This is a genomic window from Agromyces molybdatiresistens (genome assembly GCF_052748445.2).
This window is the reverse complement of sequence record NZ_CM188258.1, coordinates 1,592,384-1,608,377: the sequence shown is the minus strand read 5'-3', so window position 1 is coordinate 1,608,377 and position 15,994 is coordinate 1,592,384. Positions and strand designations below refer to the sequence as shown.

The window sequence follows — 15,994 nt, the reverse complement described above, 5'->3', positions numbered from 1 at the left end:
GCCTAGACGGGTGAAGTTCGCACACCTCCGAGTCGAAGGCCAGACGACCCCCCGACTCGCGGTGGTCCACGACGAACTGGCGATCTTCCTCGACGACGTGATGCCGGACGCCCCGCGCGACCTGCAGGACCTCATCGAGCGGGGCCCCGAGGAGCTGGCCGGCGTGCGCGCCGCGGTCGACGCGGCGGTCGAGTCCGGCGCACCCGGCACGCCCGTCGCCGGCCTCCGGCACGACTCCGCCGTGCTGCGACCCGCGCAGATCCTCGCGATCGGGGCGAACTACGCCGCCCACGCGTCCGAGCTGAAGCTCCGCTCCGAGTCGGCGATGACGATCTTCTCGCTCTGGCCGAACTCGCTCGCCGCGCACGGCGCGACGACCACCTGGGCGGGCGACGTCGCGACCCAGGTCGACTACGAGGCCGAGCTCGGCGTCATCATCGGCACGCCCGCACGCCATGTCTCCCCGCAGGACGCGCTCGACCACGTCTGGGGCTACACGGTCGTGAACGACATCACGGCGCGCGACATCCAGTTCAGCGAGGCGCAGTGGTCGCGGTGCAAGTCGTTCGACGGGTTCACGCCGACCGGTCCCGTGGTCGTGACGGCCGACGAGATCGCCGACCCTCAGGACCTCTGGCTCACCACGAACCTCGACGGCCACATCCTGCAGGACGCCTCGACCAACGAGATGGTCCGCAGCGTCGCCGAGATCATCTCCTACCTCTCGAAGACCGCGACCCTGCCGGCCGGCACGCTCATCTCGACGGGCAGCCCGGGCGGCGCGGGCTACTCCCGCAACCCGCAGGTGTTCCTCCACGACGGCTCGACCGTCACCGTGAGCATCGAGGGCATCGGCTCGCTCACGACGCACTGCCGCGTGATCTAGCCGCGCACGGGCGAGCCGGGCGCCGGGCCCGGCACGACGACGAGGGCGGCGGATGCCGCGTGGCATCCGCCGCCCTCGGGGTCGCCGCGAGGGGTCGCCGGCCTCAGTCGCTCGGCTCGCCCTTCAGCTCGACCACGTTGATCGCCTGCGTGATCGGGTGCACGCCGGACAGGCGCGACGGCAGCAGCTGCCGGGTCACGTCCTCGCGGGTCATGAGGCCCGCCTCGACGACGAGGTCGGCCACCGGCCGACCGGTCGCGAGCGCGGCCTTGGCGAGCTTCGCCGCCTCGGTGTACCCGATGAACGGGATGAGCGCGGTGATCACGCCGACGCTCGACGCCACCTGCGCCTCGAGGTGCTCGGTGTTCGCCGTGATGCCGTCGACGCAGTTCACGCGGAGGGTCCAGCAGGCCTGCCGCATCCACGTGATCGACTGCAGCAGCGAGTGCGCGATGACGGGCTCGAACGCGTTGAGCTGGAGCTGGCCGTTCTCGGCGGCCATCATCACCGTGACATCCGCCCCGGCGACCGCGTAGGCGACCTGGCTGACCGCCTCGGGGATGACCGGGTTCACCTTGCCCGGCATGATGCTCGAGCCGGCCTGCTTCGGCGGCAGGTGGATCTCGCCGAGTCCCGCCTGCGGGCCGGACGAGAGCAGGCGGAGGTCGTTGCAGATCTTCGAGAGCTTGATCGCGCTGCGCTTCAGCGCGCTCGAGAAGGTCATGAAGACGCCCGTGTCGCTCGTCGCCTCGACGAGGTCGGGCGCGGTCTCGAGCCGCTGGCCCGTGATCTCGCTCAGGTGGCGCACGACCGAGGCCGCATAGCCCGGGTCGGCGGTGATGCCCGTGCCGACCGCCGTGCCGCCGAGGTTCACCTCGGAGAGCAGCTTGATCGTCTCGCGGAGCCGGGCGATGTCCTCGCCGAGCGTCGTGGCGAAGCCGTGGAACTCCTGGCCGAGGGTCATCGGCACCGCGTCCTGCAGCTGCGTGCGGCCGACCTTGAGCACCTCGTGGAACTCGCGGCCCTTCCGGCCGAACGAGATGCGCAGCAGGTCGAGCTCGGTGAGCATCGTCGTGAGCGAAGCGGTCATCGCGAGCTTCAGCGCGGTCGGGTAGGTGTCGTTCGTCGACTGGCTGCGGTTGACGTCGTCGATGGGGTGGATGAGGTCGTAGCGCGCCTTCGGCTGGCCCGCGATCTCGAGGGCGACGTTCGCGATCACCTCGTTCGCGTTCATGTTCGTCGACGTGCCCGCGCCGCCCTGGATGACGCCGACCACGAACTGGTCGTGGAACTCGCCGTCGATGATGCGCTGGCACGCCTCGTCGATCCACGCCTGCTTGCGCGGTTCGAGCGCGCCGAGCTCCTTGTTCGCGCGGCACGCCGCCTGCTTCACCTGCGCGAGCGCGACCACGAGCTCCGGGTAGACGGAGATCGGGCGCTTGGAGATCGGGAAGTTCTGGAGCGCGCGCATCGTGTGCACGCCCCAGTAGGCGTCTGCCGGGACCTCGACGGGCCCGAGCGAGTCGGTCTCGGTCCGGGTCTCGGTCGTCTTCGTGGGGATCACCTGGTCCTCCGATCGGACGCTCTCGACGGTACTGGGATGCGGTCGGGTCATCGACACTTCGGCTCCATCGCCTTCAGGGGACACGCGCGGGATCACCGCGCTCGGTACGTGTCCGAGCCTACTCGCGGGCCCACGGCGATTCCCGCTGCGGCGTGTACGATCCGTGCGCGTCCGCTGTACACGGCGTCCGATTCGTGCGCGCCGCAGCTCGCGGACGCATCGATCGCGCCGGCCCGTCGACTCGCCCGCCGCCCGGACGCGCCCCGGCGGTCAGCCGAGCCCGGACACCCGGAACAGTCGCCACTCGCCGGGCACGCCGCGCAGCTCGTGCACCCCGCGGTCCTCGAACACGATGCCGGAGCCGACCACGAGGTCCTTCACGGTGCCCGACGACAGCACCGTGCCCGCGCCGGCGAGCGACATGACCCTCGAGGCCAGGTGCACCGCGATGCCGGCGACCTCGTCCCCTTGGAACTCCACCTCGCCGCTGTGCAGTCCGGCGCGGATCTCGATGCCCAGCGAGCGCACCGCCGAGGCGATCTCCCAGGCGCAGCGGACCGCGCGCGCCGGACCGTCGAAGAGCGCGAGGACGCCGTCTCCGGTCGACGAGACGTGCGTGCCCCGGTACCGCTCGATGCGCGACCGCACGATGTCGTCGTGGGCGACCTTGAGGTCGAGCCAGCGCTGATCGCCGAGCCGCGCGGCGAGGTCGGTCGACCCGACGATGTCGGTGAACAGCACGGTGGCGAGCACCCGATCGTCGGCGGGCGGCGGGCGTTCGCCGGTGAGGAACTCCTCGACCTCGTCGAGCAGGCGGTCCGACTCGACGAACGGCGGATACCACGCCGCTCCGGGCAGCTCGACGAGCCGCGCGCCGGGGATGTGCTCGGCGAGATACCGTCCCATGGCGACCCGGTAGTGCCGGTTCTCCGCCTTGTGCAGCACGAGCGTCGGCACCGAGATGCTCGGGAGCACCGACCGCACGTCCAGCTGCAGGACCCACTCGTACATGCGCGTCGCGGCGGACGGCGACGCAGACAGGCGCATGTACCGGCCGACCCACCGGAGCAGCTGCTCGTCGTCCGCGACATCCGGCGCCGTCAGCTGCAGGACGACGCCGGTGCCCCAGTTGCGGCGCCACAGCCCGAGCAGGAGCTCCGCCGTCGGCTCCGGGATGCCGATCGGGTAGTCCGGCGCGCGCAGCAGCCGCGCGAAGGTGTTCACGAGCACCAGTGCGTCGCAGCGCTGCGGATGGCTCGCCGCGAGCATCATCGCCATCGGCCCGCCCTCCGCATCTCCGAGCAGCGTCGCGGACGGCGAGCCGACGGCGTCGAGCACGGCCCGGGCGTCGTCCATCCAGTGCTCCAGGGTCGGCAGGGCGCCCATCGCCACCGGATCCGAGAGGCCGGCGCCGCGCTTGTCGAAGCAGATCACCCGCGAGAACCGCGCGAGCCGCTCGAGGTAGCGCGCCATCGACGGGTGCTCCCACATCACCTCGATGTTGCTCGCCCAGTTGCCGATGAACAGCAGGTCGCGCGGCCCCCGGCCGAACACCTGGTAGGCGACGGAACCGTCCTCGGTCTCCGCGTAGCGGGGTTCGGGCGCACCCGCCCCCCACGCCGACGCCCGCTGCCCGTGATCCGAGTCCATCGCTCCCCCAGCGTCAGGGTAGCCCCGCGCGCGGGCGCGACGCATGCGCGGACGCGGACGAGGCCCTCGACCTGCGGGTCGAGGGCCTCGCGCGTCGCGGCGGCGGCGCGGGATCCGGTCGGCGGGATCAGACGAACGCGAGCGGCGCCAGCGGCAGCAGCAGCAGGCCGAAGGCCAGGAACGCGAGGGTCGCGATGACGACGCCGGCGAGCATCACGCCGTTCAGCACGATGCCCCAGATCGCCATGGTCCGCGCCGACGGCTCGCGGCGCAGCGCGAGGATGCCGAGCACGAGACCGGCGACGGGCACCACGAGGGTGAAGCCGGCGACGAGCGAGACGAGGCCGAGCACGAGGCTCGAGACGGCGAACCCGCGCGTCTCGACGTCGGTCGCCGGTGCGGGGGTGAAGGTGGTCATGGGTCGGATCTCCTTGTCCATCGGGATGATCCGAGGCTACGGATGCCGCGGACGCGAGGACATGGGGCGAACCCCCGGATCGGCGGGGCGGCTGACGCCCCGTGGCGGGCGGTCGTGAGCGCCGCCGGGCGGGTCGGCCGTCCGGGCGGGGTCGGCCGTCCGGGCGGGTCAGCCGCCGAGCAGCGCCTCGACGGGACCGCGGGCGAAGTAGAGCAGGAACCCGGCCGCGACGACCCACAGCAGGGGGCTGATCTCCTTCCCCTTACCCGCGAACGTGCGCACGACGACCCAGCTGACGAAGCCCGCGCCGATGCCGTTCGCGATCGAGTACGTCAGCGGCATCACGGTCACCGTGAGGAAGACCGGCAGCAGCACGCTGAACTCGGAGAGGTCGACGTCGCGGATCTGCGCCATCATGAGCGCACCGACGATGACCAGGGCGGCCGCGGCGACCTCGGACGGCACGACCGAGGTCAGCGGGGTGAGGAACATCGCGAGGAGGAACAGCCCGCCGGTGACGAGGTTCGCCAGGCCCGTGCGGGCACCCTCGCCGATGCCCGAGCCGGACTCGATGAACACCGTGTTCGATGAGCTCGACGTGAACCCGCCGGCGACCGCGCCGACGCCCTCGACGACGAGCGCCGACCGCAGGCGCGGGAACTCGCCCTTCGCGTCGGCGAGCCCGGCCTCCTTCGAGAGGCCCGTCATCGTGCCGAGCGCGTCGAAGAAGTTCGTGAACACGAGCGTGATGACGAGCATGAGCGCGGCGAGCACGCCGATCCGCTCGAAGCTGCCGAAGCTCACCTGGCCGACGAGCGAGAGGTCGGGCAGGCTCACCCACTGCGCGGGCAGCTCGGGCACCGACAGGCCCCAGCCCTGCGGGTTCACGGCGCCGTCGGCACCGACCTTCGGCCCGAGGTCGAGGATCGCCTCGAGCACGAGCGCGAGCGTCGTGCCCGAGAGCAGGCCGATGAGGATGCCGCCCTTCACCCGCAGCGCGACGAGCACGCCCGTGACGAGCAGCGTGATCACGAAGACGAGCACGGGCACCGTCGCGAGCGATCCGTCGATGCCGAGGCCGACGGGCGGGGAGGCCACGCCGGTCGCGGTCACGAAGCCCGCGTCGACAAACCCGATGAACGCGATGAAGAGGCCGATGCCGACCGTGATCGCGAGCTTCAGCGGCATGGGGACGGCCTCGAAGATGAGGCGGCGCAGGCCCGTGACCGCGAGCAGCACGATGATGAGGCCGTTGACGAGCACGAGGCCCATCGCCTCGGGCCAGGTCACCTGGCCGACGACCGAGACGGCGAGGAAGGAGTTGATGCCGAGGCCCGCGGCGAAGGCGAACGGCAGTCGGGCCACGACGCCGAAGAGGATCGTCATCACGCCCGCGGTGAGCGCGGTCACCGCGGCGACCTGCCCGAAGCCCAGGCTCTCGCCCGCGACATCCGTACCGCCCGACAGGATGATGGGGTTCAGGATGACGATGTAGGCCATCGTGACGAAGGTCACGACGCCGCCGCGGATCTCGGCGGGGATCGTGGAACCGCGGCGCGTGATCTCGAAGTAGCGGTCGAACGCGTTCCCCGGTGCGCGTCGCGCGTCGGCGGTGGAGTCGAGCGCCGGCTCGGTCGTCGTCTCGGTCTCGGGTCGGGAGGTCATGTCGTCCAGTGTTTCGTCAGGTGCGCGCACCGCGCACGTCGGTCGGGAATCCGCTCGCTCGAGCGGGACGGGACGACGGTGGCCCGACGACGGAGGGGCGGCTCAGCCGCCGCCGTGCAGCGCGGGCACGATGAGGTAGATGCCGTAGAGCACGGCGATCCCGCTCAACGCGAAGCAGGCCCAGGCGCCGACGACCGCCATCCGCTTCTGGCCGTCGGTCAGCGGGCTCTTCCGGGCCGCCTTCTCGGCGCGCCTGGCGGCCTTCGCCGCCTCTTCCGGCGAGATCACGGTGATGGCGTCGGTGAACTCGGCCGGAGCGACGACCGGCGTACGGCCGCCGATCGTGAGCAGGCGGATGCCGAGGGCGTACGCGCTGACGACGACGCTCGCGCCGACGAGCGAGGCGACGAGCACGATCACGAACGAGAACCAGTCGATCACGAGGTCACCTTCCGCTTCGGCTTGGGATTGCGCTTGATCTTCACGGCCAGACCAGAGTCGGCCACCTCGCTGAGGACGTTCCGGTGCGACACCTCGTCGCGTCGCGACCACATGAAGATCCCGCCGATGATCACCGCTGCCGCGACGGCGTCGATCAGCACGCCCACCACGCCCATCGTGGCCACGACCGCAGCGAGCGCGCCGACACCGCCCGCGGCCGGCAGGGTGAGGATCCAGCCGATGCCGATGCGGCCGGCCGTGCGCCAGCGCACGGTCGATCCGCGCCGGCCGAGTCCGGAGCCGATGACCGAGCCCGACGCGACCTGCGTCGTCGAGAGGGCGAAGCCGAGATGGCTCGAGGCGAGGATGGTGGCGGCCGTCGCGGTCTCCGACGCGAAACCCTGCGCGGGCTTGACGTCGGTGAGGCCCGTGCCGAGGGTCTTGATGATGCGCCAACCGCCCATGTACGTTCCGAGCGCGATCGCGATCGCGCACGTGACGACGACCCACGTCTCGGGGCCCGAGCCGACCGGCTGCGCGCCGACCGAGATGAGCGTCAGCGTGATGACGCCCATGGTCTTCTGCGCGTCGTTCGTTCCGTGCGCGAGGGCGACGAGCGAGCTGGAGAAGATCTGCGCGTGCCGGAACCCGTCGCGACCGTCGGGCTTGCCGTCGTAACGGCGGGTGATCGCGTAGGCGAGCTTCGTCGCCGTGAACGCGACCAATCCCGCCGTCAGCGGGGCGAGCAGCGCCGGGAGGATGATCTTCGACATCACCACGCCGCCGTCGATGGCCTGGAGGCCGAAGCCCACGAGAGCGGCGCCGATCAGCCCGCCGAACAGGGCGTGGCTCGACGACGACGGCAGTCCGAGCAGCCACGTCACCATGTTCCAGGTGATGGCGCCGATGAGGCCGGCGAAGATGAGTTCCGGCGTGATGAACACGCCGTCCTCTCCCTCGCGGATGAGGCCGCCCGAGATGGTCTTCGCCACCTCGGTCGAGAGGAAGGCGCCGATCAGGTTCAGGATCGCGGCGAGCGCCACGGCGACCTTCGGCCGCAGCGCGCCCGTGGCGATGGGCGTCGCCATCGCGTTCGCGGTGTCGTGGAAGCCGTTCGTGAAGTCGAAGAAGAGCGCCAGTGCGATCACCAGCACGACGATGAGGGTGAGATCCACCGGCGTCTTTCTGTCGTCGGCGGACCGGAGTTCGCCGGATGTTCACGGAAGGTGGGTTGCGGATTTCGGCGAGCGCCGAGCCCCGACGATCCTACGCGACGTCATCCTGCTCATCCACCACGGTCGCGAGGTCCTCGCCGAAGACGTAGGTCCGGCGAACCCTCCCGCCCGCGAGCACCCCGGGAAGCCAGCGGCGCGCATCGTCCCACATCTCGGAGAGCGGCACCTCGTCGAGGCCGAACCACTCCGGGTCGAGCTCGTCGGACGGCGCCGGGAGGCCCGCGAACTCGCGCACGACGAACACGTTCGAGACCTGGCTCCACGCCTGACGGTGCGGGAAGAGATAGGTCAGGCGGCCCCGCGATTCGAGGTCGGCGGGCGCGACGACGAGCCCCGACTCCTCCTCGACCTCGCGCACGGCCGCGTCGAGCGCCGATTCGCCTGGCTCGAGCTTGCCGCCGAGTCCGACGTAGTTGCCCGCGCCCAGGCCGTGCTTCTTCCGGCCGAGGAGGACCTCGGTCCGTCCGCCCGCCTCGCGCAGCACGTAGCAGACGCAGACCTCGGGCAGCGCCATCCGCTCGCCCGTCGCTGCACTCATCGCCCGCTCGCCGCGCCGCCGCCGCCCCGGCTCAGCCGAAGAGGATCCGGGCCTCGTCGTAGCGGGACTGCGGCACGACGTTGAGGCCGCCCGTCGCCTCGGCGATCGAGACCCGCGCGATGTCGGTGCCGCGGAGGGTGACCATGCTGCCCCACGCGCGGTCGACCGCGGCGTCGACCGCCGCCATGCCGAGGCGCGTCGCGAGCACGCGGTCGTACGCCGACGGCGCCCCGCCGCGCTGGATGTGGCCGAGCACCGTGTGCCGCGACTCGATGCCCGTGCGCTCCTCGATCATCGGCGCGAGCTTCTCGGCGATGCCCCCGAGGCGCGGCCGGTTGAACGCGTCGAGGCCGAGGTGCGAGTGCGCCTCCTCCATCGTGTCGAGCTTGAAGCCCTCGGCGACCACGATGAGCGGCGCGCGGCCGCGGTCGCGGACCGATTCGACGTACTCGCAGATCTCGTCGATGCCCATGGGCTGCTCGGGGATCAGGATCGCATGCGCGCCGCCGGCCATGCCGGAGTGCAGCGCGATCCAGCCGACGTGGCGGCCCATGACCTCGAGCACGATCGCGCGGTTGTGGGACTCGGCGGTCGTGCGGAGTCGGTCGATCGCCTCGGTCGCGATCTCGACGGCCGTGTCGAAGCCGAACGAGTAGTCGGTCGCGGCAAGGTCGTTGTCGATCGTCTTCGGCACGCCGATGACGGGGATGCCGCCTTCGTCGACCAGGCGCCGGGCCGCCGTGAGCGTGCCCTCGCCGCCGATCGCGACGATCGCGTCGATCCCCTCCTCATCGAGCATGCGACGGATGTTCTCGGGTCCGCCCTGCTCGCCCTCGAACGGGTTCGTGCGGCTCGAGCCGAGGATCGTGCCGCCCTGCTTCGAGAGGCCGCGCACGTCGTGGCGGGTGATCGGGATGATGTCGCGCTCGACGACGCCGCGCCAGCCCCAGCGGAACCCGACGAACTCCGCATCGTGCGAGATGACGCCCTTCAGCACGGACCCGCGGATGACCGCGTTCAGTCCGGGGCAGTCGCCGCCGCTCGTCAGAATGCCGATCTTCATGCCTGATGACTCCTCATGAGGTGGATCGTTCGCGGGGGTGCCGCATCATCGAGGCGCGAACGTCACGGAGTCTAGCGGGGCGCGCGGCATCCGGTCGCGTCGTGACCGACCGCCCTCGGCGGCCGGGTCGGCGAGCGGATGCCGCGGCCCGGCGCTACAGGGCGCCGTCGAGCGCCTGCCGGAGCAGGTGCTGCAGCGCGTCGAGCTGCACCGAGTCGGCCGAGCCGGGCTCGACGTCGCTGCCGTCGAGGGCGCGGAGCGCGAGTCCCTGCTTCTGGTCGATGAGCTCGGCGATGCGCGCGTCGACGGTGTGCGCGGCGATGATGCGCCACGCGGTCACGGGCTCGTCCTGGCCGATGCGGTGCACCCGGTCGATCGCCTGCGTCTGCTCGGCCGCGGTCCAGCTGAGCTCGGCGAGCACGACGTTCGAGGCCGACTGCAGGTTCACGCCGACGCCCGCCGCAGTGAGCGAGCACACCGCGATCGAGACGTCCGACTCGGTGTTGAACGCGTCGATCGCCTGCTGGCGCGCCACGGCGGTCTGGTCGCCGCGGATCGACACCGTGCGCAGCTCCCTCGCCGCGAAGGCGGCCTCGGCCTGGTCCATGACGTCGATGTGCTTGGCGAAGAAGACGACCTTGCCCGCCGAGCGCGCGAGCTGCGCGGCATAGTCGGCGGCAAGGCCCGCCTTCGCCTGCCCGATGCGCCGGACCATCGTGAAGACGTTCTCGCTGGACTTCGAGGACTTCGACTCCTCGAGCTCGGACAGGGCGACGGCGCGGATGTACTGGTCGCGCTCGACCTCGTCGAGGTCGCCGACGCGGAGCTTGCGCGACTCCACGAGTGCTCGGAAGCGGTTCGCGAGCCGATTGCCGAGCTCGCGCTCGGCCGCGCGGATCGAGCGGCCCAGCTCGTCGTCGAGCTCCACGTGGAGGTCGGCGATGCGCTTGTCGGGCAGGTCGGCGGCGACGTCGACCTTGCGGCGGCGCACGATGCCGAGGTCGATCACGGTGCGGCGCGCCTCGGCGTAGAACCCGGGCTCGGCGGGCGTGAGACCCGTCTCCTCGAGCTTGCCGAGGAGCTCGGGCGACGGCTTGTCGCCGACGATCCAGCCGAGGAACTGCCAGATCGCGCGGAAGTCGTCGACGTCGTTGATGAGCGGCGTGCCGGTGAGCGCCAGCAGCAGCGGGTCGCCGCCCGGCGTGTTCGACCGGATGCGCTCGGCGAGCGCGAGCACGTTGCGCGAGCGCTGCGACTGCAGGTTCTTGATGAAGTGCGCCTCGTCGACGACCATGCCCTTGAAGCCCATGGTCGACAGCCAGGCCATGTGCCGGTCGAGGATGTCGTAGTTCACGACGACGACGTCGGCGAACGCGTCGACGGTGTCGCCGTCGCCGTGGATGACGGTGGCGCGGCGGTGCGGCGTCCAGCGCTCGACCTCGCGGGCCCAGTTCATCTTCACGACGTTCGGCACGACCGCGAGCAGCGGGTAGGCGTCGGCGACGGATGCCGCGAGCACCGACTGCGCGGTTTTGCCGAGGCCCGGCTCGTCGGCGAGCAGGAACGTGCGGTGGCCCTCGCGCGCGGACTCGATGAAGCGCGCCTGGTGGGGCATCAGCTCGAGTCCGCGCGGGGCGAGACGGTCCACCTTCGGCGCCTCGGGCAGGTCCATTGATGCCGCCTGGCCGCCGGAGCCCGACTCGAACGACTTGAACAGCGGGCCGAGCAGCTCCCAGTTGGCGAGGCGCCGGACGGGGACGACGTGGTGGTCGGCGCGGCTGAAGTCGGGTGGGAGGAACGGGTTCGCGAGCTGTCGGGACTTCACCGACGGCGGGATCACCTGGTTCACGGCGAGTTCGGGCGCGGGAGCCGGCTCGCGGACGATGATCAGCTCGTCCTCGCTGAGCTCGGCGCCCGACTCGAGCAGCCAGTCGCGACGGAACCGCTGCGCGACCGTGGAGATCGACGCATCCGGTTCGAGGAGCGTGATGAGGCTCGTGTCGCGGGCCGCGGTCTTCGCGAGGATCTGCGCGATGCCGTCGAGGCGCTTCAGCAGCTCCGCCCGCGCGCCGTCGGCGAGCTCGCCGTCGGCTTTGACGCGGGCGCGCTCCTCGCGCATGAGCAGCGCGATGACCTGGAACTTGGTGCGGTTCGTGGGGCCCAGCTTGTTCTTCTGGGCCTTCTGCTCGACCTCGCGGACCTTGCGCGCGAGGATCGGGATGATGGGCGCGTCGTCGTCACGCGAACGCGTGCGCTGTCGCTGCCTCGTCTGGGCCAATGGTCCTCCCCTGTCTGGGCCCGATGCGATCCGGCGCTCGTGACCACGGGCAGGTGGTCGGCACCGGCCGACGGGATCGGACAACGAGGCCGTCGCGGTGCGCCGGATCCGAAGAGGCCGAGCATGGCGGAGCGAGTTCCCCCAGCCGTCGGTCCGTGGATGGATCCGTCGAGCGCCTCGCCCATTCTACGCGCCGTAGTGGTGCCGGCGCGAATGCGACGGCTCAGGTGACCTGATGCAGCGCGAAGCTGAGCAGGAAGCCCAGGGTCGCGAGGAGGCCCGTGAGTCGATGCTGGACCCGGAACGCCTCGGGGATCATGGTGTCGCAGACCATGGCGAGCATGGCCCCGGCGGCGAACGAGGTGATCGCAGCGGTCATCGGGCCGCTCGCGTCGGCGAGCAGCAGGAAGCCGCCGAGCGAGGCGAGGGCGCACGCGAGCGCGATACCAGACCAGAGGAGCAGCGTCTGGCGTGCCGAGCGTCCCGATGCCTTGAGTTCGGCGGTCGAGCTGAGCCCCTCGGGGACGTTCGAGATGACGATGGCCGCAAGCACGGGGATGCTGACCCCGGAGCCGCCGAGCATGCTGAGCCCCAGCACGGCCGATTCGGGGATGCCGTCGAGCAGTGCGCCCACCGCGATGCCCGTCCCGGTGCCGGGATCCTCGCCGGTTCCCCGGCGGTTCCGCTGGTCGAACCGGTCGAGCAGGTGGTTCGCCAGGACGTAGAGCACCGCGCCGAGGCCGAACCCGAGGACCGTGGGCCAGAAGCCGCCCTCGTCCTGCGCCTCGAGCACGAGGTCGAACGCGAGCGCCGAGATGAGGACCCCGGATCCGAACGCCAGGGTGGCGGCCACGACGCCACGCGGAACGTCGACGACCCATGCGATGATCGCCCCGACGAGCAGGGCGCCGCCTGCGGCGAGTCCGGCGAGCGCCGCCCAGATCCATTCGGGCATGGCGGGAGCCTACGCTCGACGCCGCACCGGAACGGCGACGCACGCGGCGGGACCTCGGCCCTGTCGAGGCACGGCGTCCACGGCTACGCTCGTGGCATGGACGAGTCGACGGGGGTCGGCGGAGGCATCGCCGACGATCACGAGTTCCAGGTCGCCCAGGACGGCGAGCTTCCGCCCGCGCCGGAGCCCGACGAGGACGAGGACGAGCGTCCGGTCGGCGAGGATTCCGACGACGACGTGGTGGGCATCGACGCCGAACGCCGCGTCGTCCTTCCGGACGAGCGCGCTCCCGCCGCCGACGAGGAGTGAGCGCCCGGGTCAGACCCCGCCGCCGCCACCACCGCCGCCACCGCCGCCGGACGACCCGCCGCCGCTCGAGCCGCCCGACGACGAGCTGGAGGACGACCCCGACCAGCTCGTGCTCGACGCGCTGCTGAACGAGCTCACGCCCGCCGCGAAGTAGGCGGCGTTGAATCCGCTGCGGCCGGAGTACCAGTCCGGCTCGCGGCCCTGCGCGGCGTACAGATCCGCGAGCTCGCGGCTCCATTCGCGCTCGAGGCCGAACAGCACCGAGTAGGGCAGGAGCTGCTCGTGCAGCCGCAGCACCTGCTCGGCGTCGATCGAGCCGGTCGCGGGTGCGGGGCGGTCGAAGGCCACGGCGCCGGGCGGCGGGGGCGGGAGCTGCGCCGACACCCGGAGCGGCGAACGCTCGGCGCCGGTCGGCGACTGCAGCATGCGCAGGCGGTCGGCCTCGGCGAGCCGGATGTACTCGCGGAGGCCCTCGAGGTGGTCGCGCGCGGCTCGGCCGCGCTCGGAGAGCGGGCGCACGACGGCGACGACGCCGAGGGTCGCGATCGAGGCGAGGATGCCGAGCAGGATCGCGAGCCAGGGCCATCCGCCGCCCATCCGATCGTCGATGGCCATGATCCCGAAGATGCCGGCGAGGGTCGCGCCGCCGATCGCGAGCGCGGCGAGGAGGACGCGCAGCCCGCGGGCGGGCCGGCGGCGATAGCCCTCGCGTTCGACCCGCGAGTGCACCGAGGCCCGGAGCTTCGCGAGGCGCGGACCGAGCGAGGTGTCGCGGGACCTGAGGTCGCGTCGGGCGCCGACGATCGCGACCGGGCCGAAGAGGGCGCCGAGCACGCGCGACGCGTCGCGGTCGGCGCCGGTCGCCGGGGCGGCGAGCTCGACCGCGTACTTCCGGGGCTTCGTCTCCACGACGCGGACCCGCCGCGCCACGGCCTCGCCGAGCAGCGTCGCCGTGATGCCCTTCGACGGCGCGCGAACGAGGTCGGCCGCCTCCATCAGGGTGACGCCGTCAGGCGGCTCGTACTCGGCGACGACGATGCCCCGGCCCGGGTGGTCGCGCCAGCGGGTGGCGCGGACGACGATCGCGGCGATCGCGGCGCCGACCGCGACCAGCGCACCGAACGCGGAGGCCATCGCCGCGGGCGAGGACGTGAACCGCTCGTCGCGCGGCTCGAACGTGCCCGGTGCGAACGCGAGCGCGACCGTGAGGTTCTGGTAGGGCCCGAGGGCCACCGCCTCGGCCGACACGACCGGCTGCGCCGCCTGGTCGGCCGCGAGGCTCTCGCACGGCGTCGACGAGCCCTCGTAGCCGCGATAGCAGGCGACGTCGCCGGTGAACGCGTCGACGAGTCCGGGGTCGAGGCGCACCTCGGCCCTGACGACGCCGAACGGCTGGCGCCATCCGGTGCCGTTGACGTCCCAGTAGAACTCCTGGACGTCGAGGTCGTCGGGATCGAAGGTGACGTTCCGCTGGTCGTAGGTGATGACGTACGTCTGCTCGCCGTGCACGAAGTCGTCGGCGGCGATCGTCACGAGCTCGAACTCGCCGTCCTCGCTCCGCTCGGTCTCGAACGAGCGCGCCGCGCCGTCCTGGTCGAACACCGACCGGACGCGGACGTCGGTCGGGTGCCCGTCGTACGTTCGCGGGATCGCGCGGCGGATGCCGCGGTTCTGGTCGTACTCGGGGAAGACGGCGACCAGCGTCTCGGTGGTCCGGAGCGTCGAGTGCCCGCCCTCGTCGCGGCCCAGCTCGTAGACGGCCTCGAAGCTCGCGAACGAGAAGTCGTCGACGTCGGCCGGGACGGCCTGCACGGGCCGCACGGCACGGGACGCGGAAGCGACCGGATCGCCCGGCGGCAGGGCCAGCGCGGCCGCCGCGGGTCCGGCCGCGAACGCCAGCGCGACGAGTGCGCCGAGTGCGGCGAGCACGTGGCGGCGCTCGCCCTCGCGGCGCAGGGCTTGGCGGCGCAGGGCCGGGCGCGGGGACGACATGCGATCACGGTAGCGAACCGACCCGCGCCGCGTCACCCGTCGCCCGGCCCGGCCGGCCCGGCCGGGCCGGACGATGCTCGCGACGGACGGCTCGGATCGATACGGCCCCGGGTATCGCGCCCGGGCGTATCCTGACGGGGTGATCGAGGACATCAAGAAGCGGGCGCTGCATCGGACGAAGATCATCGAGGGCCAGCTGCGGGGCATCGAGAAGATGATCGAGAACGAGGACTACTGCGTGGACATCATCACGCTCTCGCTCGCGGTCCAGAAGTCGCTCGGCTCGCTGAACAAGCTGCTCGTCGAGAACCACCTCCGCACGCACGTCTCGCACATGTACGAGCAGGGCGGCGACCAGCGCGAGGAGGCCGTGGCAGAGCTCGTGCGCATCTTCGAGCTCTCCAACAACCGGGGCTGACCGCCGGATGCCGCGCATCGAGCTCCTCCGCGGCGACCTCACCCTCGAGCGGGTCGACGCGATCGTGAACGCGGCGAACCCGTCGCTCCTCGGCGGGGGCGGCGTCGACGGCGCCATCCACCGGGCCGGCGGGCCCGAGATCCTCGCCGAGTGCCGCCGCCTGCGCGCGACGGCCCTGCCCGACGGCCTGCCGACGGGCGAGGCCGTCGCGACGACCGGCGGCCGGCTCTCGGCGCGGTGGGTCGTGCACACCGTGGGCCCCGTGTGGCCCGGCGAGGGCCCCGAGGCCGCGCGCCGACGGGCGCTCCTCGAGAACGCCTACCGCAACTCGCTCGGGCTCGCGGCCCGGCTCGGTGCGGCATCCGTCGCCCTGCCCGCCGTCTCGGCCGGGGTCTACGGCTGGTCGGCCGACGACGCCGCCGAGGTCGCCGTCGCGACCGCCGCCGCGGCGCCCGACGCTCCCGCGCTCGTCCGATTCGTGCTGCTCTCCGAGCGCATGCACGCGACGTTCGCGGATGCCGCGGCTCGCCTCGGCGCCGACGTGGTCGTGATCGACTGACCCGGAGCACGCGCGCATCCCGC

General features: G+C 72.0%; 15 protein-coding genes. 4 read left to right on the top strand and 11 right to left on the bottom strand.

Annotation, left to right across the window (positions count from 1 at the left end):
• Positions 1–10: 10 nt before the first annotated feature.
• Positions 11–886, top strand: a complete 876-nt coding sequence (locus tag ACULK2_RS07300) for a fumarylacetoacetate hydrolase family protein (protein ID WP_445969190.1) — start codon at positions 11–13, stop codon at positions 884–886.
• A 103-nt stretch (positions 887–989) separates the two neighbouring features.
• On the opposite strand, the gene ACULK2_RS07295 is transcribed toward ACULK2_RS07300, so the two are convergent.
• From ACULK2_RS07295 to ACULK2_RS07250, 10 genes are all read right to left on the bottom strand, one after another.
• The gene (locus ACULK2_RS07295; protein WP_445969191.1) at positions 990–2,501 is read right to left on the bottom strand and encodes an aspartate ammonia-lyase; all 1,512 of its coding nucleotides are present in this window, start codon (positions 2,499–2,501) and stop codon (positions 990–992) included.
• A 219-nt stretch (positions 2,502–2,720) separates the two neighbouring features.
• Entirely contained in the window at positions 2,721–4,100 is a 1,380-nt protein-coding gene (locus ACULK2_RS07290; RefSeq protein ID WP_445969192.1) for an adenylate/guanylate cyclase domain-containing protein, read from the bottom strand.
• A gap of 127 nt (positions 4,101–4,227) precedes the next feature.
• The gene (locus ACULK2_RS07285; RefSeq protein WP_445969193.1) at positions 4,228–4,518 is read right to left on the bottom strand and encodes a hypothetical protein; all 291 of its coding nucleotides are present in this window, start codon (positions 4,516–4,518) and stop codon (positions 4,228–4,230) included.
• 168 nt (positions 4,519–4,686) lie between these two features.
• Positions 4,687–6,183: an NCS2 family permease gene (locus ACULK2_RS07280; protein ID WP_445969194.1), complete on the bottom strand. Its 1,497-nt coding sequence runs from the start codon at positions 6,181–6,183 to the stop codon at positions 4,687–4,689.
• Between the two features lie 102 nt (positions 6,184–6,285).
• A complete protein-coding gene (locus ACULK2_RS07275; protein WP_445969195.1) occupies positions 6,286–6,624 on the bottom strand; it encodes a peptidase in 339 nt (112 codons plus the stop codon).
• Entirely contained in the window at positions 6,621–7,799 is a 1,179-nt protein-coding gene (locus ACULK2_RS07270; protein ID WP_445969196.1) for an inorganic phosphate transporter, read from the bottom strand. Before ACULK2_RS07270 ends, ACULK2_RS07275 begins: the two co-directional genes overlap by 4 nt.
• Before the next feature lie 91 nt (positions 7,800–7,890).
• Positions 7,891–8,397, bottom strand: a complete 507-nt coding sequence (locus ACULK2_RS07265) for an 8-oxo-dGTP diphosphatase (protein WP_445969197.1) — start codon at positions 8,395–8,397, stop codon at positions 7,891–7,893.
• Positions 8,398–8,428: 31 nt separating this feature from the next.
• Positions 8,429–9,460 carry a 6-phosphofructokinase gene (locus ACULK2_RS07260; RefSeq protein ID WP_445969198.1) on the bottom strand — a complete coding sequence of 344 codons (1,032 nt, stop codon included), beginning with the start codon at positions 9,458–9,460 and terminating at the stop codon, positions 8,429–8,431.
• A 154-nt stretch (positions 9,461–9,614) separates the two neighbouring features.
• Positions 9,615–11,738 carry a DEAD/DEAH box helicase gene (locus ACULK2_RS07255; protein WP_445969199.1) on the bottom strand — a complete coding sequence of 708 codons (2,124 nt, stop codon included), beginning with the start codon at positions 11,736–11,738 and terminating at the stop codon, positions 9,615–9,617.
• A 223-nt stretch (positions 11,739–11,961) separates the two neighbouring features.
• Positions 11,962–12,693 (bottom strand): ZIP family metal transporter, encoded by a 732-nt coding sequence (locus tag ACULK2_RS07250; protein ID WP_445969200.1) that lies wholly within the window; start codon positions 12,691–12,693, stop codon positions 11,962–11,964.
• A gap of 96 nt (positions 12,694–12,789) precedes the next feature.
• On the opposite strand from ACULK2_RS07250, the gene ACULK2_RS07245 reads away from it, so the two are divergent.
• On the top strand, positions 12,790–13,002 hold the full coding sequence (locus ACULK2_RS07245) for a hypothetical protein (RefSeq protein WP_155051787.1): 213 nt from the start codon (positions 12,790–12,792) through the stop codon (positions 13,000–13,002).
• A gap of 9 nt (positions 13,003–13,011) precedes the next feature.
• On the opposite strand, the gene ACULK2_RS07240 is transcribed toward ACULK2_RS07245, so the two are convergent.
• Complete coding sequence (locus tag ACULK2_RS07240; protein ID WP_445969201.1) at positions 13,012–14,994, bottom strand: DUF2207 domain-containing protein; 1,983 nt, start codon at positions 14,992–14,994, stop codon at positions 13,012–13,014.
• 139 nt (positions 14,995–15,133) lie between these two features.
• Here ACULK2_RS07240 and ACULK2_RS07235 point away from each other — a divergent pair, with 139 nt between their 5' ends.
• Positions 15,134–15,412 carry a metal-sensitive transcriptional regulator gene (locus tag ACULK2_RS07235; protein WP_353828857.1) on the top strand — a complete coding sequence of 93 codons (279 nt, stop codon included), beginning with the start codon at positions 15,134–15,136 and terminating at the stop codon, positions 15,410–15,412.
• Between the two features lie 7 nt (positions 15,413–15,419).
• Positions 15,420–15,971, top strand: a complete 552-nt coding sequence (locus tag ACULK2_RS07230; protein ID WP_445969202.1) for an O-acetyl-ADP-ribose deacetylase — start codon at positions 15,420–15,422, stop codon at positions 15,969–15,971.
• The last annotated feature ends 23 nt before the right edge of the window (positions 15,972–15,994 follow it).

Bases quoted from the DNA above. Each gene is read 5' to 3' on its own strand.
- ACULK2_RS07280 (WP_445969194.1), bottom strand. From the start codon at position 6,183: ATGACCTCCCGACCCGAGACCGAGACGACGACCGAGCCGGCGCTCGAC.
- ACULK2_RS07245 (WP_155051787.1), top strand. From the start codon at position 12,790: ATGGACGAGTCGACGGGGGTCGGCGGAGGCATCGCCGACGATCACGAG.
- ACULK2_RS07240 (WP_445969201.1), bottom strand. From the start codon at position 14,994: ATGTCGTCCCCGCGCCCGGCCCTGCGCCGCCAAGCCCTGCGCCGCGAG.
- ACULK2_RS07250 (WP_445969200.1), bottom strand. From the start codon at position 12,693: ATGCCCGAATGGATCTGGGCGGCGCTCGCCGGACTCGCCGCAGGCGGC.
- ACULK2_RS07295 (WP_445969191.1), bottom strand. From the start codon at position 2,501: ATGACCCGACCGCATCCCAGTACCGTCGAGAGCGTCCGATCGGAGGAC.
- ACULK2_RS07265 (WP_445969197.1), bottom strand. From the start codon at position 8,397: ATGAGTGCAGCGACGGGCGAGCGGATGGCGCTGCCCGAGGTCTGCGTC.
- ACULK2_RS07285 (WP_445969193.1), bottom strand. From the start codon at position 4,518: ATGACCACCTTCACCCCCGCACCGGCGACCGACGTCGAGACGCGCGGG.
- ACULK2_RS07260 (WP_445969198.1), bottom strand. From the start codon at position 9,460: ATGAAGATCGGCATTCTGACGAGCGGCGGCGACTGCCCCGGACTGAAC.
- ACULK2_RS07230 (WP_445969202.1), top strand. From the start codon at position 15,420: ATGCCGCGCATCGAGCTCCTCCGCGGCGACCTCACCCTCGAGCGGGTC.
- ACULK2_RS07290 (WP_445969192.1), bottom strand. From the start codon at position 4,100: ATGGACTCGGATCACGGGCAGCGGGCGTCGGCGTGGGGGGCGGGTGCG.